Below are 21747 nucleotides of genomic sequence, written 5' to 3' on the forward strand. Positions count from 1 at the left end.
GTCCATCCCAACATGAACGCTCCTGAGAAGACGGCGCCGCAATCCGCCGACACCTCGCTTGAGGCCCGCGTGGCCGAAGTCACCCGGCACACGGCCGAAACGCAGATCACCGCGCGCATCAACCTGGATGGCACGGGGGCGGCCAAGCTGCACACCGGCATCGGTTTCTTCGACCACATGCTCGACCAGATCGCCCGCCACGGCCTGATCGACCTGGACGTGCACGCCGTGGGCGACCTGCACATCGACGGCCACCACACCGTAGAAGACGTGGGCATCACCATCGGCCAAGCCTTTGCCAAGGCCGTGGGCGACAAAAAGGGCATCCGCCGTTACGGCCACGCCTATGTGCCGCTCGATGAGGCCCTGTCCCGCGTCGTGATCGACTTTTCCGGCCGGCCGGGCCTGGAAATGCACATTCCCTTCACGGCGGGCAGCATCGGCAGCTTCGACACCCAGTTGACCTACGAGTTCTTCCAGGGCTTCGTCAACCACGCCGGCGTCACGCTGCACATCGACAACCTCAAAGGCGTCAACGCCCACCACCAGTGCGAAACGGTCTTCAAGGCCTTCGCGCGGGCGCTGCGCATGGCGCTGGAGCGCGACCCGCGCATGGTGGGCGTCATCCCGTCCACCAAAGGTTCACTCTGACCTGACACGCCATGAGTTCAACCTCGACTGTGGCCGTCATCGATTACGGCATGGGCAACCTGCGTTCGGTCTCTCAAGCGGTGGAACACGCCGCGCAGGGCCTGGACTTGAAGGTGGTCGTCACCAACGACCCCAAAGTGGTGCATGAGGCCGACCGCGTGGTCTTGCCGGGGCAGGGCGCCATGCGCGACTGCATGGCCGAACTGCGCGCCGCGCACGACGGCGGCCTGCTGGATTCCGTGCTGCACGCCGCTGCCAACAAGCCCTTGATGGGCGTCTGTGTCGGCATGCAGATGCTGCTCGACCACAGCGAAGAGCAAGACACCCCCGGCCTGGGCCTGATCCCTGGCCAGGTGCTGCGCTTCCAGCTGGAAAATCAGCGCCAGCCAGATGGCAGCCGCTACAAGGTGCCCCAGATGGGCTGGAACCGCGTGCTCCAGTCGCCCGTCGCCTCCGGCCAGCCGCACCCGGTCTGGGAAGGCATCCCCGATGGCAGCTATTACTATTTCGTCCACAGCTACTATGCCCGGGTTGAAAATCCGCCACATACTGCGGGTGAAACCGACTATGGCGCGCGCTTTACCTGTGCCGTGGCCCGGGATAATATTTTTGCGACCCAGTTCCATCCAGAAAAAAGCGCGCAGCACGGCCTGGCCCTGTACCGCAATTTCCTGCGCTGGAATCCCTGAAATCTCTTCCACCACCACCTGTCACAGCCATGTTGCTGATCCCCGCGATTGACCTGAAAGACGGCAAATGTGTGCGCCTCAAACAAGGCGACATGAACGACTCCACCACCTTCGGAGAAGACCCGGCCGCGATGGCCCGGCGCTGGCTTGATGCCGGCGCACGCCGTCTGCACCTGGTGGACCTGAATGGCGCCTTTGCCGGCAAGCCCGTCAACGAGGCCGCCATCAAGGCCATCATCAAAGAGGTCGGTGACGAAATCCCGGTGCAACTGGGTGGCGGCATCCGCGACCTCGACACCATCGAGCGCTACCTCGATGACGGCATCAGCTACGTCATCATCGGCACAGCCGCGGTCAAGAACCCCGGCTTCCTGCGCGATGCGTGCACGGCGTTTGGCGGCCACATCATCGTTGGCCTGGACGCCAAGGACGGCAAGGTGGCGACCGATGGCTGGAGCAAGCTCTCCGGCCACGAAGTCATCGACCTGGCCAAGAAGTTCGAAGACTATGGCGTCGAAGGCGTGATCTACACCGACATCGGCCGCGACGGCATGCTCTCGGGCATCAACATCGACGCCACCGTCAAGCTGGCCCAGGCCCTGACCGTGCCGGTGATCGCCTCGGGCGGCCTGTCCAACCTGGCCGACATCGACCGCCTGTGCGCCGTCGAAAGCGAAGGCGTGCAGGGCGTGATCTGCGGTCGCGCCATCTACAGCGGCGACCTCGATTTCGCGGCCGGCCAAGCGCGCGCCGACGAACTCAACGGCGCCCGCTGAGCTGACAAGGCAAGAAGCTGTGCTGGCCAAACGCATCATTCCCTGCCTGGACGTGACCGGCGGTCGCGTCGTCAAAGGCGTCAACTTCGTTGAACTGCGCGATGCGGGCGATCCGGTCGAGATCGCCGCGCGCTACAACGAGCAGGGCGCCGACGAACTCACCTTCCTCGACATCACCGCGACCAGCGATGGCCGCGACCTGATCCTGCACATCATCGAAGCCGTGGCCTCGCAGGTCTTCATCCCCTTGACGGTGGGTGGCGGCGTGCGCACGGTCGAAGACGTTCGCCGCCTGCTCAACGCAGGCGCCGACAAGGTCAGCTTCAATTCGGCCGCCCTGGCCAATCCGCCCGTCATCCGGGCGGCGTCCGACCGCTATGGTTCGCAGTGCATCGTGGTCGCCATCGACGCCAAGAAGCGCGCGGGCGAAGACCTGGCTGCCCGTGGCCCCGGCTGGGATGTCTACAGCCATGGTGGCCGAAAGAACGTGGGCCTGGACGCGGTGGCCTGGGCCACGCAGATGGCCGAGTTCGGCGCCGGCGAGATCCTGCTGACCAGCATGGACCGCGACGGCACCAAATCGGGCTTCGACCTCGAACTGACCCGCGCGGTGAGTGACGCGGTCAGCGTGCCGGTGATCGCCTCGGGCGGCGTGGGCAACCTCGACCACCTGGCCGATGGCGTGCAACAGGGCGGCGCCGATGCCGTGCTGGCGGCCAGCATCTTCCATTACGGCGAATACACCGTGGGCCAGGCCAAGGCCTTGATGGCCCAGCGCGGCATCCCCGTTCGCCTTTGATCCGTCGTCAGAGCCGTCGTCAAAGCGGGCCAACATTATGAACCTCTGGCCCGCATGGGCGCCAGAGGGAGGCACCGGTCGCCCCATGGCCATGAAATCGGCGCATGGGTCAAGGCCGGGATGAGCGTAGCCTGAAGGTGTTGTCACTCTCAGGAACGAACATGGCTTTAGCTCCCCGATTCAAGCCCCTTGAGTTGTCCTCCTTGAGGACCTTGCCCGGCCTGCCGCAATGTCATCGCCAGGCGCATGCCGAAGATCCAGCGCTCTCCTTGCTGACCGACCTCTCCCACAGTGCCGTCGTGGTGGCCAGCCAGCACGACAGCCTCGACAGCACTTTGCACGTGATGCTCCGGGCCGGGGTCCGCATGGTGTTCGTGTCCGGTGCCGATGGTCAATTGGCGGGTGTTGTCACGGCCGACCTGCTCCAAGGCGAAAGCCCCATCCTGCGCGCCTCCAATGCCCAGGTGGCGTTCAAGGAGCTGAGCGTGGCCGACGTGATGATCCCCATCAGCCATTGGCAGGTGCTGGACCTGGCCCAGGTGCGGACAGCGCGCCTCGGCGACATCGTGGCCACCATGCACGAGCATGGCTTGCGCTACCTGCTGGTCACGCAACTCAAAGATGGGCAGACCACTTTGCGCGGGCTGTTCTCCGCCACACGGCTGGAGCAGGCGCTGGGCACGCCCATCGGCAGCGATCTGCACTCGCGCAGCTTCGCCGAACTCGAAGCCGTGCTGGTGCGCTGAAGCTCAGGCCGGGTTGTCGATGTCGATGAACTGGTGCACCAAGCCCAGTTCGCGCGCCACGGCATCACCCAGGGCCTGCACGCCGTAGCGTTCACTGGCGTGGTGCCCGCACGCGAGGAAGGCCACGCCGGTCTCGCGCGCGTAATGCGCCTGGGGCTCCGAGATCTCGCCGGTCAGGAACGCGTCGGCCCCGGCTGCGATGGCCCCTTCGAAAAAGCCCTGAGCCCCGCCGCTGCACCAGGCCACGCGCTTCAGGGGGCGGCCATCGCCGGCAACCACCGTGGGGTCCTTGCCCAAGGCGGTGCCCACCAGGGCCGCCAGGCCTTCCAGCGTCAGTTCGAGTGGCGCAGGTCCGATGAAGCCCAGGTTCTGGTCCCCGAAACGTCCATCGGCCACCAAGCCCAGGCGCCCGCCCCATTGGGCGTTGTTGCCCAGGGTAGGGTGGGCGTCCAGTGGCAGGTGGTAAGCCAGCAGATTGATGTTGTGCTGCAGCAACGTTGACAGGCGCCGCTTCATCCACCCGGTGACGCGCCCATCGTGGCCGCGCCAGAACAGGCCGTGGTGGACCAGGATGGCATCGGCTTGCGCCTGGACTGCGGCGTCGATCAGCGCCTGGCTGGCGGTGACCCCGGTGACGAGCTTGCCGATGCGCTCGCGTCCTTCGACTTGCAAACCATTCGGCCCATAATCCTTGAAGCGCCCCGCCTCCAGCACGGTGTTGAGGTGGTGGTGCAAAGTGTCTCGGTCAATCACGGCGGGCCTTTTTTGGAGTCTGTGGGTTCAATGCGCAAACTTTGGATGATTTTCTCGCAAGCCGTCACGGTGTTCGTGGCGGGCTTGTTCGTCGTGTCCACGCTCAAGCCGGAGTGGTTGCAGTCTATGCCCTGGCGGCAGCACCAGCCAGCCACCGTCATCACGGCACCGGTGGTCAACCGGTCGGCGGGCGGGGTGGCGGCCACCACGCCCGTGCTCAGCTTCAGTGAAGCGACCAAGCGCGCCGCGCCCGCCGTGGTCAGCGTGGTGACGTCCAGCAAGGCCGCATCACGCCGTGGCAGCCGCCAGAGCGATCCCTGGTTCCGGTACTTCTTCGGTGAACAGGGCAACAACCAGCCGCAGTCGGGCATCGGGTCGGGCGTGATCGTGTCGTCCAACGGTTATGTGCTCACGAACAACCACGTGGTCGAACGCATGGACGACATCGAGGTGATGCTCACCGATGGCCGCAAGGCGCGCGCCAAGGTCATCGGGAGCGATCCCGAGACCGACCTGGCGGTGCTCAAGATCGAGCTGGACCGCCTGCCCGCCATCACCTTCGGCAACTCCGACACCTTGCAGGTGGGCGACGCCGTGCTGGCCATCGGCAACCCCTTTGGCGTGGGGCAGACCGTCACTGCGGGCATCGTCAGCGCCCTGGGCCGCAACCAGTTGGGCATCAACACCTTCGAGAACTTCATCCAGACCGACGCGGCCATCAACCCTGGCAATTCAGGCGGGGCCTTGGTGGACTCGTCCGGCAGCCTGATGGGCATCAACAGCGCCATCTATTCCCGTTCCGGGGGCAGCCTGGGGATTGGCTTCGCCATCCCGGTGTCCACGGCCCAGCACGTGCTCGAAAGCCTGATCCGCGATGGCCAGGTCACGCGTGGCTGGATCGGTGTGGAGCCCCGTGACCTGACGGCCGAAATCGCCGAAACCTTCAACCTGCCGCTCAAGGATGGTGTGTTGATCACGGGCGTGCTGCAGAACGGCCCGGCGGCGCAAGGGGGCGTGCATCCCGGAGACGTGGTGGTTCAGATCGCGCAGACGCCGGTGGCCAACACCTCGCAACTGCTCAATGCGGTGGCCAGCCTCAAGCCTGGCGAGCCCGCCAGGATCACGGTGCAGCGCGGGGGCAAGGTGCTGGCGCTGGACGTGGTCGCCGCGCAGCGCCCCAAGGCCTCGCGCAACAGCGAAGTCAGCCGCCAGGAAGTCCCTCAGGAAGAGTGATCGGAAGAGGACGAAGTTGCCTCTGAGGCGGCTTCGTCCTTGGGTTTGCCCGACCATTGGGCGGCCCAGATGCCGACTTCGTAAAGCACGCACATCGGGATGGCCAGCGCCAGTTGCGACACCACGTCGGGCGGCGTGACCACGGCGGCGATCACGAAGGCGATCACGATGAAATAGCGGCGGAAGTCCTTGAGCTTGTCGACGGACACGATGCCCATGTGCGCCAAAATCACCAGCACCACGGGCACTTCGAAGGCCGCGCCAAAAGCCAGGAACATGTTGAGCACGAAGCTCAGGTAGGCCTCGATGTCGGGGGCGGCGGTGATGCTCTTGGGGGCAAAGCTCTGGATGAAGGCGAACACCTGCCCGAACACGAAGAAGTAGCAAAAGGCCACGCCCAGGAAGAAGAGCAGGGTGCTGGACACGATCAGTGGCATCACCAGCTTCTTCTCGTGCGTGTAGAGCCCTGGGGCCACGAAGGACCACAGCTGGTACAGCACCACGGGCAAGGCCAGCAGGAAGGCGGCCATCATGGTGATCTTGATGGGCACCATGAAGGGCGAGATCACGCTGGTGGCGATCAGGGTGGCGCCTTTGGGCAAATGGGCCACCAGGGGGGCGGCCAGCATGTCGTACAGGTGGGCCGGGCCGGGGTAGATGGCCAGGATGGCGAAAGCCAGGCCAATGGCCAAGGCGGCGCGGATCAGGCGATCGCGCAGTTCGATGAGGTGGGCAACGAAGGGCTGTTCGGCGCCCTCCAGTTCGGGCTGCTTGGGATCGTTGTCGCTCACAAAGGGGTCACATCAAGGTTGGCGGGAGCGTGCAGTCGCGGCAGGCGGGCGGAACCGCGCCACGCGCGCCGCGCCCGACTGGACATGGCGGCGCACGCCATTTTGCTGTTTGTACCAAATCGGCATGGCAGCGCGCTTGAGCCGCCAGTTCTTGCGGACGGGCGGCCTGGCGTCGAAGCGGTGGTACGAGGTTTCGTGCGTGCCGCTGTCATAGCCTTCCGACAGGCCACTGCCCATGGCGGAGTTGATCTCGCGTTGCGCATCGAGGACGTCGTCCGAGACGGTCTGCTCCACGTGGCGCGCCGCGTCCTCGACACCGCTCTTGAACTTCTTCAGTTCTTCGAGCTCGATGGAGCGGTTCACCTCGGACTGCACCTGCGAAACATAGCGCTGGGCCTTGCCCACGAGCAAGCCCACCGTGCGCGCGACGCGCGGCAGTTTCTCCGGCCCGATCACGACCAGGGCCACCGCGCCGATCAGCGCGAGCTTGTCAATGCCGAAATCGATCATGGCTCAACGGTCCTCGCGGACGCGTCCATCACGACTTGGTCTTGGCTTCGACGTCAACGGTGTTGGCGTCGGTGCGGGCATGGTTGGTGACCTGCTGGTTGGCTGGCGTGCCAGGCGCTGCGGAAGCGTCGGTCGTGCCGCCGTCCTTCATGCCGTCCTTGAAGCCCTTCACGGCGGAACCCAAGTCACTGCCAATGTTCTTGAGCTTCTTGGTGCCAAACACCAGCATCACGATCACCAGCACGATCAACCAGTGCCAAATGCTGAATGAACCCATGTCGTTCTCCTAAACCGGTCTTTCGACCAAAAACAAAAAATAACCGCAGGATGTCAGGTGGTCACCCAACATCTTGCCCTTGATTGATGACCCCGTGGAGTCCATTGCTTCGGGGGGCTCATGGCTTGGCCTGACGCGAGGCGAATTCTTCCAAGCCGGACAAGCCTTCGCGGCGGGCCAGTTCGGCCACGACGTCGGCGGGGCTGAGGCCGAACTGGGCCATGGCCACCATGGAATGAAACCACAAATCGGCGAATTCCCCCACCAAGGCCTTGCTGTGCTCGGGGCTGGGCTGCAGAGCGGCGTCCTTCGCCGCCAGCACCGTCTCGGTGGCCTCTTCGCCCACTTTTTTCAGGATCGTGTCGGTGCCTTTGTGGAACAGCCGGGCCACGTAGCTCTTGTCCGGATCGCCGCCCTTGCGTGACTCGATGACGGCGGCCACGCGCAGAAGGATGTCAGTGGTGGAAACCTGGGATTCACTCATCACTTGTAGATGTGCTCGGGGTCTTTGAGGACGGGGTCCACGCTCACCCACTGGCCCTGCTCGTATTTCTGGAAAAAGCAGCTGTGGCGGCCGGTGTGGCAGGCGATGCCCGGTGTGTGGCCGAGTTGCTCAACGCGCAGCAGGACGACATCGTTGTCACAGTCCATGCGAATGGCGTGCACTTTTTGCGTGTGGCCGGATTCTTCGCCCTTGTGCCACAGGCGCTTGCGCGAACGGCTCCAGTAGACGGCCTCGCCGATCTCGGCGGTGCGCGCCAAGGCCTCGCGGTTCATCCATGCGAACATCAGCACATCGCCTGTGCTGTCTTCTTGCGCGATCACGGGCACGAGGCCCTGGTCATCCCAGCGAATGTCATCCAACCAATTCATGGGTGCTAGTGTAGCAATCGCGATGCCAGGGTGGCGCCAAGGTGGTGCATTCCGGCGTTGGAGCACAATCCATCGCATGGCTGTTCAACCGCTTTTCAAGGAACCCGTGCTGGCGCTGACCATGGGAGATGCCTGCGGCATCGGTCCGGAAATCATCGCTCGCCTCTGGCTGGATTCAGACATTCGGCGCACGCTGGTGCTGGGATCGCCACAGATCCTTAGCCGGGCAGCTGCCTGGGTGGCGAATACCAGGGGGGGCAATGCGCCGGAAGTGTTTGAAGTCCAGCACCCGGAAGACTGGGATCGGGTGCCTGAGGGGGCGATGCCCGTCTGGGCGCCGCCGGGCTTACCAGATGATCTGATCCAGGCGCCGCTGGGCCAGGTGGACGTGCGCGCCGGGCGGGCGGCTGCGGCCTGCATCCGCGGGGCGGTGCGCCTGGCGCAAACGGGTGTCGTGGCGGGCATCGTCACCGCGCCCTTGCACAAGGAAGCGCTTGCCCTGGCGGGCGAGCCTTACCCGGGCCACACCGAGTTGCTGCAGGCCGAAGGCACGCCGCCTGGCCAGCCGCCCGCCCCGGTGCGGATGATGCTGGCCAACGACGAGCTGAAAACCGTGCTGGTGACCATCCACATGGCCCTGCGGCAGGCGATCGACGCGGTCACCTTCGAGGCTGTGCTGGAAACCATCCGCATCACGCACGACAGCGCGCGGTCTTGGGGCCTGGTCCGTCCCCGCATCGCGGTCGCGGGCCTGAACCCACACGCTGGCGAAGGTGGCTTGTTTGGCGACGAGGAGCTCCGCATCATCGGCCCCGCCATCGAGGCGGCCCGGGCTTCGGGCATGGACGTGACCGGCCCCCTGGCGCCCGACACGGTGTTCATGCGGGCCCGGCATGCGGTGGGCCACCCTGGCGAGTTTGACGTGGTGATCGCGATGTACCACGACCAGGGACTCATCCCGGTCAAATACATGGGCCTGGACCACGGGGTCAATGTGACCTTGGGTTTGCCCTTCGTGCGGACCAGTCCGGACCACGGCACCGCCTTCGACCTAGCGGGCACGGGCAGGGCCGACCCTTCCAGCCTGCGCCAGGCCTGGCGCATGGCGCGCCAGTTGGTGGCGGGGCGGCAGCGCGCCTGACGAGGCTCAGGCGGCGGACTTGGTGCCTGCGGCCAGGGCGGCCAACTGGCGGCGCGCGCGCATCGTGGCGCGCTCGATCAGTTCGGATTGCTCGAAGGCTTTGAAGCGGCCGGTGTCGCACATCTTGGCCAGGGTCCGCGAGGTCAGCGAAATGGTCTGCTTGTGCTGGTGGCCCTGCGTGAAGATGAAAAAGCTGCGGCCCTCGCTGATCCACGTCAGGCGCACGCGCTTCCATTCGCCCTGCATCAGCATCTGGTAGGCCGTGCCCTTGTTGATGTGGTGCACCAATTGGGCCCCGGCCGATGGCGTGGGCGGCGCGTCCAGGTTGATGTCGATGTCCAGCAGGCTGGGGTCGCTTGGGCCGGCGCTGTCCAGGTCGATGTCCAGCGGCTCGTTGGCCAAGGCGGCCTCCGGCATGAAACCGGCTTGCTTGATCTCGTCGGCGCTCAAGGCGGTGACGACGGTCAGGGTGGGCGCCTGGGCGATGTCGTCCAGGGAAGCTGGCAGCGGGTCGTTGGCGGCTTCTTCCCGGCTGGGGATGCTGATCTTCTCGACCTTGCTGAGCTGCGCTTCGAGCATGCGCACCGTCAGGTCGTGCTGGGGCTGGGCCTTGAGCGACTCGGCGTGCGAGGGCAGCAGTTTCGAGAAGAAATCCTGCTTGGCTTCTTCCGACCACTGGATCAGGGCCAGGCCCTCGTTCAGGTCTTTCATGAGCGCCGGCAGTTTCATCAGAAACTCCTTGCGCAACTGCGGGCTGCCCTTGGGCTGAACACTCAAAGCCAGGTCGCGGCCGGCTTTTTTGACACGTTGCGCCAGCACCGATTGCGCGCCGTCCCGGGCACTGGCCATGACCTGCACCTGGCTCCAGATCTGGGTCAGGAAGTCGCGGACGAACTCGGGCATTTCCACCGAGGCCAGCTCTTTCTTGAGCACCTGCATGTAGCGTTGCTGCACGCGCAGGTCGGCTTCCTTGCCGCTGAGCAAGGCGGCCACCGCGGCGTTCTCGGCGCTTTCCTGGCGGTTCTGCTCGTCGATGAAGGCTTCCAGCTCCGTCAGTTTGGACTCGTACAAGTCCATTTTGTCGAAGTCGCCTTCGGTCACGTCGTCGACCAGCGCGGTGACGCGGGCCAGATAAGACTGGCCGGCGCCTTGCTCGTAGTCGTCGAAAGCGGCCGACAGCGTGGCGATGCGGTTCACGAAACGCCGCACCGGGTGCTTGCGCGAGCTGAAAAAGCCCATGTCCTGCAAGGCCACGCGCAGCACAGGCAGTTGCAGCCGGGCGATCTGGCGGGCCATCTGCGGCGAGACCTTGGGGTCCGACAAAACCTGGTCGAACAAGGCCGCCACGATGTCGATGACCATCTGATCGAGCGCGGCGCCGCCACTGGCGCGAACCAGTTCGTCGCGGTGCGCGCGGATCATGTTCACGGCCATCATCGGGCTGGCGAATCCGCCCTGGCTCGCGCCCTCGATGGGCACGCCGGGGAAGGTGCTGGCGAAGTCGGCAGACGAGGCCAGAGAGCCGTTGTCCACATTGCCCCAACCTTGAAGGTAAGGCACGCTGTTGAGTCGGCGGATCAGGGCGTTGAACTCGCCGCCGCCCGCGCCTTGGAACCCGGAGTGGGGAACGCCACCCATGCCACCCATGCCGGAGTGCCCCCCGCCTTGTGGTGCGTTGAACGCCGAGGCTGGCATGGACACGCCAAACATCTCGCTCAGCGCTTTGGCCGCGCGTTGATGCGCCTGCAGAGGCGTGTTCCCGCTGTGGCCGCCATGCTGGCTGGGGCCTGGCGCCGTGTCGGAGAAGCTGCCAGGCTGGGTGGACAGGCTGCCAGGGCTGGTGGTCCTGCCGCCTTGGCTGGATGCCCGGAATTTGTTGGGGCTGACCGGGCCAGCGGGGCGAACGCCTTGTGATTTGAGCTCCGTCACCGTCTGCTCGTAGCAGGCCTTCAGCGCGGCGCCCAGGTGGCGGCCGATGTGCTGTGCCAGCAGGGTGCTCACTTCTGGGTCGGTGCTGACCTCGGTCAGGGCTTCCAGCAGCGCACCACTCACGGTCTGAGGCCGCAAGGGGTTGTGTTCCGCCAGGTTGTCTTCAAGAAGCGGACTCAGGTGATCGTGCACGTCCTTGAACGAGGCCTCGCAATCCTGGCTCAGGCTCTGTGCCAGCCGTTCGGCCACCACGTTGCGCTCGACCTCGGCGTTGTCGACCAGGCTCAGTGCATCCCAGTCGGTTTCGGCATAGGCGGCCCCGGCGGCGGGCTGGCGCTTGGCGTCCTTGTTGACGCGCTTGCGCAGTTCGGCCATGAACGCCTGGCTGAGCGCGGAGGTCTTGCGCTGGAGGTCGAACTCGGCCGTCATCAGCAACTGGCGTTGGGCATTGCTGGTGGCGGAAGTCGCCAGCAGGCCCAGTTGCCCACCGGCCTTGTCCACGGCCTCCGCCATCGCCACCTGGATGCGGCCGAGCGATGCCTGCAAAACGGGTTCAAGACGGGGGTCGGTCACAGGGCGGGTCCAGTCAGTTCAATCAAGGGTTTGCATTGCTGCGCCACCACTGTCCCAGAAAGGGACTTCTTTTGATCTCTGGATATCGACCGCTCCGGCCCCTTCTTTCGCTATTGTTTCAAACTGTCACGAATCTCGCGGAGCAGGATGATGTCTTCCGGCGTTGGGGCCGGCGGAGGGGCGGCCGGCTCGGACTCTTTCTTGAGCCGGTTGATCTGTTTGATCATCAGGAAAATGATGAAAGCCAGGATCATGAAATTCAAGGCCACGGTCAGGAAATTACCGTAGGCGAATACCGCGCCGGCTTTTTTGGCTTCGGCTAATGGCAAACCCGGAGTTTGTCCGGCCAAGGCAATGTAGTAATTAGAAAAATCCAGGCCGCCGACCACCTTGCCCACGATGGGCATGATCAGGTCATTCACGACCGAATCCACGATTTTCCCGAAGGCGCCACCGATGATGACACCCACGGCGAGGTCGACAACATTGCCCTTGACGGCGAATTGCTTGAATTCACTGGCGAAACCCATCGGCTTGCTCCTTCTTTTGAACGAAATGTGTTGTTGAACGGTTCCGGGCAGTATTAACGGAAACCCAGCCTTGTCAACTTTGGCGTGCTGCGTCCGCTAGAATTCCAGGCTGACCCCCAACTCAAGCCATCTCAACCATGAGCAATCAGCCAGTGGATCAAAGCCGCCGGACCTGGGTGACAGTCGCCTGCGTCGCAGGTGGCGCGGGCGGCGTGGCCGCCGCCGTGCCTTTTGCCCTCACTTTCCAGCCGTCCGAACGTGCTCTCGCGGCCGGTTCCTCGGTCGAGGTCGACATCAGCGGGCTCAAGCCCGGCGACATGATGACCGCCGAATGGCGGGGCAAGCCGGTCTGGATCGTTCGCCGCACGGCGGAACAGGTGGCGGCGCTGGACAAACTGGCGGGCGAGTTGGCGGACCCCGATTCCAAACGCAAGCCCGACGAACTCACCCCCGAGTACGCCCGCAATGTGCACCGTTCCATCAAGAACGACGTGTTCGTCGCGGTGGGCATCTGCACGCACCTGGGTTGCTCCCCCACTTCCAAGTTCCAGGCCGGCGCGCAGCCCTCGCTGCCGGACAACTGGCCAGGCGGTTTCCTGTGTCCCTGCCATGGTTCAACCTTTGACCTGGCAGGCCGTGTTTTCAAGAACAAGCCCGCTCCGGACAATCTTGAAGTGCCGCAACACATGTACCTGTCAGACACCACGATTCTCATCGGTGAAGACAAAAAAGCCTGACAGGAGAGGTCGACATGGCTGAATTCAAAGAAGCGCCCGCCGGCGCCAGTGCTGGCGCCAAGCTGATGAACTGGGTCGACAATCGTTTCCCGGCCACCAAGCTGTGGAACGAACACGCGGCCGAGTACTACGCGCCCAAGAACTTCAATTTCTGGTATTTCTTCGGTTCGCTGGCGCTGCTGGTGCTGGTGATCCAGATCGTGACCGGCATTTTCCTGGTCATGAATTACAAGCCCGACGCGAACCTGGCCTTCGCCTCGGTCGAGTACATCATGCGGGACGTGCCCTGGGGCTGGCTGGTGCGCTACATGCACTCCACCGGGGCCTCGGCCTTCTTCGTGGTGGTCTACCTGCACATGTACCGCGGACTGATCTACGGCTCCTACCGCACCCCGCGCGAACTGGTCTGGGTGTTCGGTTGCCTGATCTTCCTGTGCCTGATGGCCGAGGCCTTCATGGGCTACCTGCTGCCCTGGGGCCAGATGTCGTACTGGGGCGCCCAGGTGATCATCAACCTGTTCGCCGCCATCCCCTTCATCGGGCCTGACTTGGCCATCCTGATCCGCGGCGACTACGTCGTGGGCGATGCCACCCTCAACCGCTTCTTCTCGCTGCACGTCATCGCGGTGCCGCTGGTGCTGCTGGGCCTGGTGGTGGCGCACTTGATCGCCTTGCACGAAGTGGGCTCGAACAACCCCGATGGTGTCGAGATCAAGGCCAAGAAGGACGCCCAGGGCCGCCCCCTGGATGGCATCCCTTTCCACCCCTACTACACCGTGCACGACATCATGGGGGTGGCCGGCTTCCTGATCGTTTTCACGGCGGTGATCTTCTTCGCCCCTGAAGCGAGCGGCTACTTCCTGGAGTACAACAACTTCATCCCGGCCGATCCCTTCCAGACGCCATCGCACATCGCGCCGGTCTGGTACTTCACGCCCTTCTATTCGATGCTGCGCGCCACCACCGACGACCTTGTCAATGTGCTGTGCATCATCGTCGGGCTGGCCGCCGTGCTGAACCTCGTCAAGGGCAAGGGCAGCATCCAGGCCAAGGTCGTGGCGCTGGTGGCGGCCGTCATCGGTGTGTTCCTGCTCAAGACCTTCGACGCCAAGTTCTGGGGCGTGGTGGTGATGGGCGGCGCGGTGGTCATCCTGGTGTTCCTGCCCTGGCTGGACCACAGCCCGGTCAAGTCCATCCGCTACCGGCCGGACTGGGTCAAGTACATCTATGGCCTGTTCGTGATCTTCTTCGCGGTGCTGGGCTACCTGGGCATTCAGCCCCCATCGACGGTGGGCACGATCGTGGCCCAGGTCGGCACCATCTTCTACTTTGGCTTCTTCCTGCTGATGCCTTGGTGGAGCCAGTTGGGCACCTTCAAGCCGGTGCCCGACCGCGTGACTTTCGACGCCCACTGACCGCCCGCAGGAGAGACACAACATGAAGAAAATCCTTGCCTCCTTGCTGGCCGTCTTCGCCCTGATGGGCGGCGCACACGCCAACACCGAGCTGGTGCTGGACCGCTTTCCCTATGAGCGGGTGACCGACCTGGCGGCCTTGCAGAACGGCGCCCGGCTGTTCGTCAACTATTGCCTGAACTGCCATTCCGCGGCCTTCATGCGCTACAACCGCCTGAGGGACATCGGCCTGACCGAAAAGCAGATCAAGGACAACCTGCTGTTCGCCACTGAAAAGGTCGGCGACACCATGAAGGTGTCGATGGACGCCAAGGACGCCAAGGCCTGGTTTGGCGCCACGCCGCCCGACCTGACCCTGGTGGCCCGTTCCCGCGCCAGCCATGCCGGCTCCGGGGCCGACTACCTCTACACCTACCTGCGCGGTTTCTACCGTGACGACGAGCGCCCCACCGGCTGGAACAACACCGTGTTCCCCAACGTGGGCATGCCACATGTGCTGTGGGAGCTGCAGGGCCAGCGTGCCGCCAAGTTCGTGGAAGAACAAGATCCGCACGACCCCAGCAAGAAAATCCACAAGTTCGAAGGTTTCGAGCAACTGACCGAAGGCAAACTCAAGCCCCAGGAGTTCGACAGCCAGATGGCCGACCTGGTGGCCTATCTGCAGTGGATGGGCGAGCCCATGCAAGGGCAGCGTGTCCGAATTGGCGTGGGTGTGCTGATTTTCTTGAGCATCTTCCTCGTCATTGCCTGGCGCCTGAATGCGTCTTTCTGGAAAGACGTGAAGTAACGTTTCGAGAGCTTTTAGCGCAGTGGCTGTCCTGCCGGAAGCCACTGCGCTTTATTTTTGCCTGGCATTTGCGCCACAATCCTTCTTTTTGTCACTGAGGAGTCCTCCGCCATGATGGTGCTTTACTCCGGAACGACCTGCCCCTACTCGCATCGCTGCCGCTTTGTGCTGTTTGAAAAGGGCATGGATTTCGAGATCCGGGACGTCGATATTTTTGCCAAGCCGGAAGACATCGCTTTGATGAACCCGTACAACGAGGTGCCCATCCTCGTTGAGCGCGATCTGATCCTGTATGAGTCGCACATCATCAATGAGTACATTGATGAGCGTTTCCCGCATCCCCAGCTGATGCCGGGCGATCCGGTGGCGCGTGCGCGCGTCCGCCTGTTCCTGCTCAACTTCGAGAAGGAGCTGTTCGCCCACGTCAACGTGCTGGAAGGCCGTGGCATCAAGGGCAACGACAAGCAACTGGAAAAGGCCCGTTCGCAAATCCGCGATCGCCTGACCCAGCTGGCGCCGATCTTCCTGAAGAACAAGTACATGCTCGGCGACGATTTCTCGATGCTCGACGTGGCCATCGCGCCGCTGCTCTGGCGCCTGGATTACTACGGCATCGAACTGTCGAAGAACGCCTTGCCCTTGTTAAAGTACGCCGAACGCATCTTCTCGCGCCCGGCTTACATCGAGGCGCTTACCCCGTCTGAGAAAGTGATGCGCAAGTGATGTTCACTTGCCACCGGACCCTATGACCACGACGCCGATCGATTCAGACAGCCAGGGCACTTCCACCCGGCCTTACCTCATTCGTGCCTTGCACGATTGGTGCACCGACAACGGCTTCACGCCTTACCTGGCGGTGTATGTGGATCGTTCGGTGCAGGTTCCGCAGGAATACGTCAAGAACAACGAAATTGTCCTCAACGTCAGTTTCGAGGCGACCACCCAGCTCCAACTGGGCAATGAGTTCGTCGAGTTCAAGGCGCGTTTCGGCGGCATCGCCCGTGAAATCTCGGTGCCGGTGGACCATGTGATCGCCATCTATGCGCGTGAGAACGGGCAGGGCATGGCCTTCCCGGTGCCCAGCACATCGCTGTCCGACGAGGGCGGCGACGAGCCGGGCGTCGATGGCGATGGTGGTGACTCGCCCACTGATGGCGCTGACCGCGGCGCTTCGCCTTTGCGTCTGGCGCGCACACCGCGTGTGGCCCCCTCGAAAGAGCGTGCCGGCACGAAGGCCTCGTCCAAGTCCGAGGACAAGAGCCCGACCAAGGCGCTGTCGCCCGTGAGCATCGTCACGTCCGAGGGTGATGAGCCCCCGGATGCGCCCCCGCCCGCGGGTGGCCGTCCGGCTTTGCGTCGCGTGAAATGAAATGGAAGGCGCAGGCGGCTGTACAATCCTGCGCTTGCGAGTTCTTCGCGCCGCTTTAGCTCAGTTGGTAGAGCAACCGCCTTGTAAGCGGTAGGTCGTCAGTTCGAATCCGACAAGCGGCACCAAATGATGAATGAGAAGGCCTGTGGCATCAGCCCCAGGCCTTTTTCATGCGCGTGTGCTTGGCTTGGCCTTGCCTGGCATCAACGCACCAGGCCGATGCGCCGACGCACGGCGGGCAGTCCCAGCATGCTCAGGCCCCCCAGCAGCATCCATGCGGTGCTGGGCTCGGGCACCGCTTGCACGGCGACGAAGTTGTCCAGCGCGGTTTCCTCGCAGCAATTGATGCCACCGATCTCGGGGCCTTCTCGCCAGACGATCTTGGTGATGGCCGTGTCGCTGATGATGCCCTGGAACAGCGGGTCGTTCTCGGTGGCGTTCAGCGGCAGAACGGGGATGCCCTGGTAGGTGGTGTCGCCATCGACGAAGTAGATGTCGAGGAAGCCAGGGCCAGGTGTGGCCGGGTCGTAGGCGTCGATGTCGAAGCCGAACGACTTGTACAGGTTGCCCACGTTGATGTGGTACTCGGCTTCCGGCTGATCGCGCGTGGTGGCGAACATCTCCTTGTCACCGGAGCCGTGGAAGACCTCCAGGTTGGCCAGGTTGGTGGAGGCGGTCACGCCAGGCAGGATGTCCACATCGGCGAGATTGGCGCCGTCGGCGAATGACTCGAAGTCTTGCGTGACCAGGGGGGCCGCACCGATGGCGGCCAGGAAGGTGGCGCGGTCGCCGAACAGGGTGACGTTGGCGGCGTGCGTCGCGCTGGTGGCGGCCAGGGCCAGCAATGAAGCCATGGCCAGACGTGGGAAGGAGGGCGTGGTGTGGTGTTTCATGGTGGCGGTCTCTTACTTGGCGGTGGATTGAGCATCGGTGGCGGTGCGCTTGGCGGCGGCAGCACCAAAGGCGGCGGTACCGACGGGGCTGGTGACGGTGCAATCGCGCGACATGTCGATGGACAGCGCTGAGTCGTCGACCCAGAAATCGGGCACGGCCGTGGCGCCCGCGAAGTTGGTCACCTTCCATTGCACCTTGACGTTGACGGCCATCGGGGCGGTGGAGGTGTTGCGGATGCAGCGGTAGCGGTTCATGCCGTGGGCGGCCCACGAGGCGGTGGTTTCGCCGCCGGCGTTGGTGCTCTTGAGTGCAAAGGTGTCAGGGCCATTGCTGCTGGCCTGCGGGCTGCCTTCCACGCCGCCGATCAAGATCTGGGCTTCGCACCAGTCCTGCGCGGTGTTGCCGGTGTTGTTGCAACGGACTTCCGCGTTGAACGCCGCGCTCACCAGCACAGTGGTTTGAGGTGGCACGAAGACCGTGGTGCCGGCCGATGGCAGGTCCTGGAAGGTGGTCGTGCTGGTGGTCTGAGGGTTGGTGTTGGTGACGACGCGCTTGAAGAAGCTGCCGCCGCTGGTGAAGGTCTCGACGCCGTCCACGGCCATGGCGTTGGTGACCGCGGCCATGCTGAAGAGAACGCTGGCGGCAAGCCGCGTGCAAGGGTGTTTCATGAGGTGCTCCATTGATGAATGACTGACTGATTGATTGATGAGGTCACCGACCAAGGTGTTGATCGGATGGCCGCAATGTCTGGCCATTCAAGGGCGCGCCACACCCCTAACTTCACCCGGCTCCCTAGGCCTAGGGGCTTGGCGGTTCACAAACTAGGGGCATGAAAAAGCCCGCTCGAGGCGGGCTTGGTGGTGCTTCAGCGGTGCAGCGGCTTCACTGCGGGCCGAGCAGCTTGTTGTACAAATCCAGGTCTTCGGGCTTGAGCGTGCCACTGGCCTGGCGCAGCTTCATGCTGGCCACCAGCACGTCGTAGCGGGCCTTGTAGAGGTCCTTCTGGGTGTTGGCCAGCAGGTTCTGCGCGTCCAGAACATCCTTGTTGATGCGCACGCCGACGCGGTAGCCCAGCTGAGTGGCTTCCAGCGCCAGCTTGGCCGACGATTCAGCGGCTTCATAGGCCTTGACTTGAGCCATGCCCGACTGGACCACCAGGAAAGCCTGGCGCGTACCCAGCGTGATGGTGCGCCTGGCATTGTCCAGGTCGTGCTCGGCCTTTTCTTCACCGACCAGGGTTTCCTTGATGCGGTTCTGCACCGCGAAACCTGCGAACAGGGGCACGTTCAACTCCAGGCCGATCGCGGAATTGGTGCCTGCGTTGGCAGCCGTCTGGGCCGCGACGGCGCCAGGGGCATTGCTCTTGATGTTCGTGTCCACGATCGATGCCGTGGCGTCCAGCGTGGGCAGGTGGCCGGCGCGGGCCTTCTCGGTGTCGAGCTTGGCCAGGGCCAGGGCCACTTCGGCCTTGCGGATGTTGGGCGACTGGTTGACCTGCGATGTCCACTCGTCAACGGTGGAGGGCATCAGCACGGGCAGGGTGACGGGCGTCATCAGGGCGCGTGGCTTGACATCCACCTGGCCCACCAGTTGGTCCAGCGCCAGGCCCTTGACGCGCAGGTCGTTGATGGCGGCGATTTCCTGGGCGCCTGCCAGGTCGAAGCGTGCCTGGGCTTCGCGGGTGTCGGTGATGGTGGCGTTGCCGACTTCGAAGTTGCGCTTGGCCGCGGCCAACTGTTCGGACAAGGCCTTCTTGTTGGTCTGCGAGGTGTTCAGGATGTCTTGCGAGGCCAGCACGTCGAAGTAGGCCTGGGTGAGCCGCACGACCAGGTCATCTTCGGCGGACTTCAGGCTGGCCTGGGCCGCGATCAGGGCCTGTTCGCCCTTGGCCACATCGGCGTCATTGCCGCGGTTGAACAATGGCTGCTTGGCCGACAGGCCCAGCACCCTGCGGGTGCCGTAGCCGGTGGCGAGGTAACCGGCCTGGCCTGGCAGGTCGGAATCGAGCTTGGTGCGGTCGATGGTGCCGCGGAAGCCGACGGTGGGCAAACGCAAGGCATTTGCCTGAGCCGCCTTGTACTCGGCCGAGGCCGCTTCCGACTTGGCCGACAGGTAGGCGGCGTCGTAACCCTTGGCTGCCTGGAAAAGCTCCACCAGTGACTGAGCTCGCGCCTGCTGGGTTTGAGCACCGGCCCAGGAGGACAGGCCCATCAGCACAATGGCCGCAGCGCATACAACCGGGCGCAGAGCGGGGCGTTTCGAGGTCGGGAACATCTTGTGAATCCTTTGAGGGGCAGCAGCGGTCATGACAAGTGGGGTGACGCTGTCGAATCAGAAGTGGAAGCGGCTGGGCGTGGCGAAGCCAGCCAGGCGGGGTGCCGTGGTGTCGAACAGGTCTTCACTGCTGAATTGGCCGTTGGCCAAACGCGTGAAGAGGCGGGCGCGCATGATGGGTTCTTCGCCGACGATGGCCAGGAGGCGGCCACCTTCCTTGAGCTGGTTCAGCAAGGTCTGTGGCACGCTGGCCACCGAACCCGTCAGCAAAATCGCATTGAAGGGGGCTTGGCCAGCCAGACCCTCGACGCCGTCGGCCTGCACGATCTCGGCGTTGTTGACGCTGGCCTTGCGCAGATTGGCGCGGGCGGCTTGCACCAGGTCGGCATCGGATTCGAGGCCGATGACGCGCTGGGCCTTGTGGGCCAGCAGGGCCGTGACGTAGCCGGTGCCGGCACCGATGTGCAACACGGTGTCGCGCTTGCCGAGGTCCAGGTCCTGCACCAGGCGGGCTTCGAGCTTGGGCGCCAGCATGGCACGGCCGCCGGCCAGGGGCACTTCCAGGTCCATGAAAGCCAGGGAGCGGTGGGCTTCGGGCACGAAGTCCTCGCGGCGCACGACGGACAAGAGTGACAGGATGGAGCTGTCCAGCACATCCCAGGGGCGGATTTGCTGCTCGATCATGTTGAAGCGGGCTTGTTCGACGTTCATGAAGACATCCTAGAGGCAGTCGGAGAAGATAAATATTGGGAAAAAGCAGGGATTTTAAGAACTGCAGTGCCCGGACAACGGGAAACGGTGCGCATTTTTGGTCATTTCACCAAACCTCGCAGCAACAGCTCGATCTGGGTGGCGATGAATTGGGGTGGGTCGAGCGGCACGGGGTTGACGGAACAAGCCGCCGAGCAATGTTGGTAAAGCACCAGGAAATGCACCGGAGCGATCAACGCGTGCACGACCGCGCTCACGTCCATGGGGCGGAATTCTCCTCGGTCCATGCCGCGCTGCACGGCCTTGCTCAGCATGGCGTGTGCGGGGGCCACCACCTCGTCCATGTAGAACTGGATCAGGTCGGGGAAGTTGTTGGCCTCGTTGACGATGACCAGCATGATTCCCGAGGCCTTGGACGCCCCCACCCGCGACCACCAGGTGTGGGCCAGCAGGTGCAGCAGTTCGGATGTGGGGCCTTCAAACTGGTCGATGAGGCCGGAGCCTTCGACGATGACTTCGCTCAGGTGGGCGCGCACCACGGCCTTGAACAACTCTTCCTTGCTGGGGTAGTAGAGGTACAGCGTGCCCTTGGACACCCCGGCCAGTCGGGCGACTTCTTCTGTGCGTGTCGCGGAAAAGCCTTTCTCGACGAACAGGCTCAACGCGGCCTCCAGCAACTCCTGGGGGCGTTCGGCCTTTCGGCGTTGGCGGCCTGGTCCCACGGCTTGGATCAGCGAGGTCACAGGGCAGGTGGTTTTGGTGGCAGGCAAAGGCTGAGCGTTGTTAACTGACCGACTGGTCAGTAATGTAGCGTTAATAATCATTCCCATGGAACGCGCACAACCCCAAGCCCGGAGCGCCTACGCGCACTTTGACACCATCTCGACGCGCTGGATGGACAACGACATCTACGGGCATGTCAACAACGTCACTTATTACAGCTATTTCGATTCGGCGGTGAACCGCTACCTGATCGAGGCGGGGGTGCTCGACATCCACGAAGGCCCGGTGATCGGCCTGGTGGTCGAGACCCATTGCAACTACTTTGCGCCGCTGGCTTTTCCGCGCAAGGTCGAAGCCGGCATCCGCGTGACCAAGGTTGGGAGCAGCAGCGTGCGCTACGAGATCGGCCTGTTCGACGAAGGCCAGCCCCTGGCCGCGGCCTGCGGGCATTTCGTGCACGTGTACGTGGACCGCGCCACACGCCGCCCGACCACCTTGCCAACGGACTTTGCCCAGGCGGTTCAGCGCCTGCAGGTGGCGGCGACCTGACCAGCGGGTCGAGCGAA

Annotated in this window: 26 protein-coding genes and 1 tRNA gene; 14 read left to right on the plus strand and 13 right to left on the minus strand. The window is 63.8% G+C overall.

Annotated elements, in window-relative coordinates:
- Positions 1-12 precede the first annotated feature (12 nt).
- From hisB to ACREB4_RS03960, 5 genes are all read left to right on the plus strand, one after another.
- Positions 13-651 (plus strand): imidazoleglycerol-phosphate dehydratase HisB, encoded by a 639-nt coding sequence (gene hisB, locus ACREB4_RS03940; RefSeq protein WP_431586889.1) that lies wholly within the window; start codon positions 13-15, stop codon positions 649-651.
- 11 nt (positions 652-662) lie between these two features.
- Positions 663-1340 (plus strand): imidazole glycerol phosphate synthase subunit HisH, encoded by a 678-nt coding sequence (hisH, locus tag ACREB4_RS03945; protein ID WP_431586890.1) that lies wholly within the window; start codon positions 663-665, stop codon positions 1338-1340.
- A 29-nt stretch (positions 1341-1369) separates the two neighbouring features.
- Positions 1370-2116, plus strand: a complete 747-nt coding sequence (gene hisA / locus ACREB4_RS03950; RefSeq protein WP_431586891.1) for a 1-(5-phosphoribosyl)-5-[(5-phosphoribosylamino)methylideneamino]imidazole-4-carboxamide isomerase — start codon at positions 1370-1372, stop codon at positions 2114-2116.
- A gap of 19 nt (positions 2117-2135) precedes the next feature.
- Positions 2136-2915 (plus strand): imidazole glycerol phosphate synthase subunit HisF, encoded by a 780-nt coding sequence (gene hisF, locus ACREB4_RS03955; protein WP_431586892.1) that lies wholly within the window; start codon positions 2136-2138, stop codon positions 2913-2915.
- A 161-nt stretch (positions 2916-3076) separates the two neighbouring features.
- Positions 3077-3661, plus strand: coding sequence for a CBS domain-containing protein (locus tag ACREB4_RS03960; protein ID WP_431586893.1), 585 nt, complete (start codon positions 3077-3079; stop codon positions 3659-3661).
- Positions 3662-3664: 3 nt separating this feature from the next.
- Here ACREB4_RS03960 and ACREB4_RS03965 read toward each other — a convergent pair whose 3' ends face one another.
- Positions 3665-4414 (minus strand): Nif3-like dinuclear metal center hexameric protein, encoded by a 750-nt coding sequence (locus ACREB4_RS03965; protein WP_431586894.1) that lies wholly within the window; start codon positions 4412-4414, stop codon positions 3665-3667.
- A gap of 30 nt (positions 4415-4444) precedes the next feature.
- Here ACREB4_RS03965 and ACREB4_RS03970 point away from each other — a divergent pair, with 30 nt between their 5' ends.
- Positions 4445-5647, plus strand: a complete 1203-nt coding sequence (locus ACREB4_RS03970) for a S1C family serine protease (protein ID WP_431586895.1) — start codon at positions 4445-4447, stop codon at positions 5645-5647.
- Here the strand turns inward: ACREB4_RS03970 and tatC are convergent.
- The 5 genes from tatC to hisI form a co-directional block, all read right to left on the minus strand.
- A complete protein-coding gene (tatC, locus tag ACREB4_RS03975; protein ID WP_431586896.1) occupies positions 5635-6438 on the minus strand; it encodes a twin-arginine translocase subunit TatC in 804 nt (267 codons plus the stop codon). The two genes, ACREB4_RS03970 and tatC, sit on opposite strands and share 13 nt — an antisense overlap.
- Positions 6439-6450: 12 nt before the next feature.
- Positions 6451-6948: a Sec-independent protein translocase subunit TatA/TatB gene (locus ACREB4_RS03980; protein WP_431586897.1), complete on the minus strand. Its 498-nt coding sequence runs from the start codon at positions 6946-6948 to the stop codon at positions 6451-6453.
- 28 nt (positions 6949-6976) lie between these two features.
- On the minus strand, positions 6977-7225 hold the full coding sequence (tatA, locus tag ACREB4_RS03985) for a Sec-independent protein translocase subunit TatA (RefSeq protein WP_431586898.1): 249 nt from the start codon (positions 7223-7225) through the stop codon (positions 6977-6979).
- A gap of 118 nt (positions 7226-7343) precedes the next feature.
- The gene (locus tag ACREB4_RS03990) at positions 7344-7709 is read right to left on the minus strand and encodes a phosphoribosyl-ATP diphosphatase (protein ID WP_431586899.1); all 366 of its coding nucleotides are present in this window, start codon (positions 7707-7709) and stop codon (positions 7344-7346) included.
- A complete protein-coding gene (gene hisI, locus ACREB4_RS03995; protein ID WP_431586900.1) occupies positions 7709-8098 on the minus strand; it encodes a phosphoribosyl-AMP cyclohydrolase in 390 nt (129 codons plus the stop codon). Before hisI ends, ACREB4_RS03990 begins: the two co-directional genes overlap by 1 nt.
- Positions 8099-8174: 76 nt before the next feature.
- Between hisI and pdxA the strand changes: the two genes are divergently transcribed.
- The gene (pdxA, locus tag ACREB4_RS04000) at positions 8175-9239 is read left to right on the plus strand and encodes a 4-hydroxythreonine-4-phosphate dehydrogenase PdxA (protein ID WP_431586901.1); all 1065 of its coding nucleotides are present in this window, start codon (positions 8175-8177) and stop codon (positions 9237-9239) included.
- Between the two features lie 6 nt (positions 9240-9245).
- Here pdxA and ACREB4_RS04005 read toward each other — a convergent pair whose 3' ends face one another.
- Complete coding sequence (locus ACREB4_RS04005) at positions 9246-11741, minus strand: DUF1631 family protein (RefSeq protein ID WP_431586902.1); 2496 nt, start codon at positions 11739-11741, stop codon at positions 9246-9248.
- 110 nt (positions 11742-11851) lie between these two features.
- A complete protein-coding gene (gene mscL, locus ACREB4_RS04010) occupies positions 11852-12271 on the minus strand; it encodes a large conductance mechanosensitive channel protein MscL (RefSeq protein WP_431586903.1) in 420 nt (139 codons plus the stop codon).
- A gap of 137 nt (positions 12272-12408) precedes the next feature.
- Between mscL and petA the strand changes: the two genes are divergently transcribed.
- The 6 genes from petA to ACREB4_RS04040 all read left to right on the plus strand — a co-directional run bounded on the left by petA (position 12409) and on the right by ACREB4_RS04040 (position 16704).
- Positions 12409-13008, plus strand: coding sequence for a ubiquinol-cytochrome c reductase iron-sulfur subunit (gene petA, locus ACREB4_RS04015; protein WP_431586904.1), 600 nt, complete (start codon positions 12409-12411; stop codon positions 13006-13008).
- Between the two features lie 14 nt (positions 13009-13022).
- On the plus strand, positions 13023-14423 hold the full coding sequence (locus ACREB4_RS04020; RefSeq protein ID WP_431586905.1) for a cytochrome b: 1401 nt from the start codon (positions 13023-13025) through the stop codon (positions 14421-14423).
- A gap of 22 nt (positions 14424-14445) precedes the next feature.
- Positions 14446-15210 (plus strand): cytochrome c1, encoded by a 765-nt coding sequence (locus ACREB4_RS04025; protein WP_431586906.1) that lies wholly within the window; start codon positions 14446-14448, stop codon positions 15208-15210.
- A 111-nt stretch (positions 15211-15321) separates the two neighbouring features.
- Positions 15322-15933, plus strand: coding sequence for a glutathione S-transferase N-terminal domain-containing protein (locus tag ACREB4_RS04030; RefSeq protein ID WP_230179166.1), 612 nt, complete (start codon positions 15322-15324; stop codon positions 15931-15933).
- 22 nt (positions 15934-15955) lie between these two features.
- Positions 15956-16579 carry a ClpXP protease specificity-enhancing factor gene (locus tag ACREB4_RS04035; RefSeq protein ID WP_431586907.1) on the plus strand — a complete coding sequence of 208 codons (624 nt, stop codon included), beginning with the start codon at positions 15956-15958 and terminating at the stop codon, positions 16577-16579.
- Between the two features lie 49 nt (positions 16580-16628).
- Positions 16629-16704, plus strand: a tRNA-Thr gene (locus tag ACREB4_RS04040).
- Between the two features lie 78 nt (positions 16705-16782).
- Here the strand turns inward: ACREB4_RS04040 and ACREB4_RS04045 are convergent.
- The 5 genes from ACREB4_RS04045 to ACREB4_RS04065 form a co-directional block, all read right to left on the minus strand.
- The gene (locus tag ACREB4_RS04045) at positions 16783-17472 is read right to left on the minus strand and encodes a PEP-CTERM sorting domain-containing protein (RefSeq protein WP_431586908.1); all 690 of its coding nucleotides are present in this window, start codon (positions 17470-17472) and stop codon (positions 16783-16785) included.
- A 12-nt stretch (positions 17473-17484) separates the two neighbouring features.
- Positions 17485-18141, minus strand: coding sequence for a hypothetical protein (locus ACREB4_RS04050; RefSeq protein WP_431586909.1), 657 nt, complete (start codon positions 18139-18141; stop codon positions 17485-17487).
- A 214-nt stretch (positions 18142-18355) separates the two neighbouring features.
- Positions 18356-19747, minus strand: coding sequence for a TolC family outer membrane protein (locus tag ACREB4_RS04055; protein ID WP_431586910.1), 1392 nt, complete (start codon positions 19745-19747; stop codon positions 18356-18358).
- A gap of 57 nt (positions 19748-19804) precedes the next feature.
- Positions 19805-20458: a protein-L-isoaspartate O-methyltransferase family protein gene (locus tag ACREB4_RS04060; protein WP_431586911.1), complete on the minus strand. Its 654-nt coding sequence runs from the start codon at positions 20456-20458 to the stop codon at positions 19805-19807.
- 101 nt (positions 20459-20559) lie between these two features.
- Positions 20560-21201, minus strand: a complete 642-nt coding sequence (locus ACREB4_RS04065; RefSeq protein ID WP_431586912.1) for a TetR/AcrR family transcriptional regulator — start codon at positions 21199-21201, stop codon at positions 20560-20562.
- A gap of 85 nt (positions 21202-21286) precedes the next feature.
- On the opposite strand from ACREB4_RS04065, the gene ACREB4_RS04070 reads away from it, so the two are divergent.
- Positions 21287-21730 (plus strand): acyl-CoA thioesterase, encoded by a 444-nt coding sequence (locus ACREB4_RS04070; RefSeq protein ID WP_431586913.1) that lies wholly within the window; start codon positions 21287-21289, stop codon positions 21728-21730.
- Positions 21731-21747: the final 17 nt, after the last annotated feature.

Source organism: Aquabacterium sp. (genome assembly GCF_050725395.1).
Taxonomy (GTDB): domain Bacteria; phylum Pseudomonadota; class Gammaproteobacteria; order Burkholderiales; family Burkholderiaceae_C; genus Aquabacterium.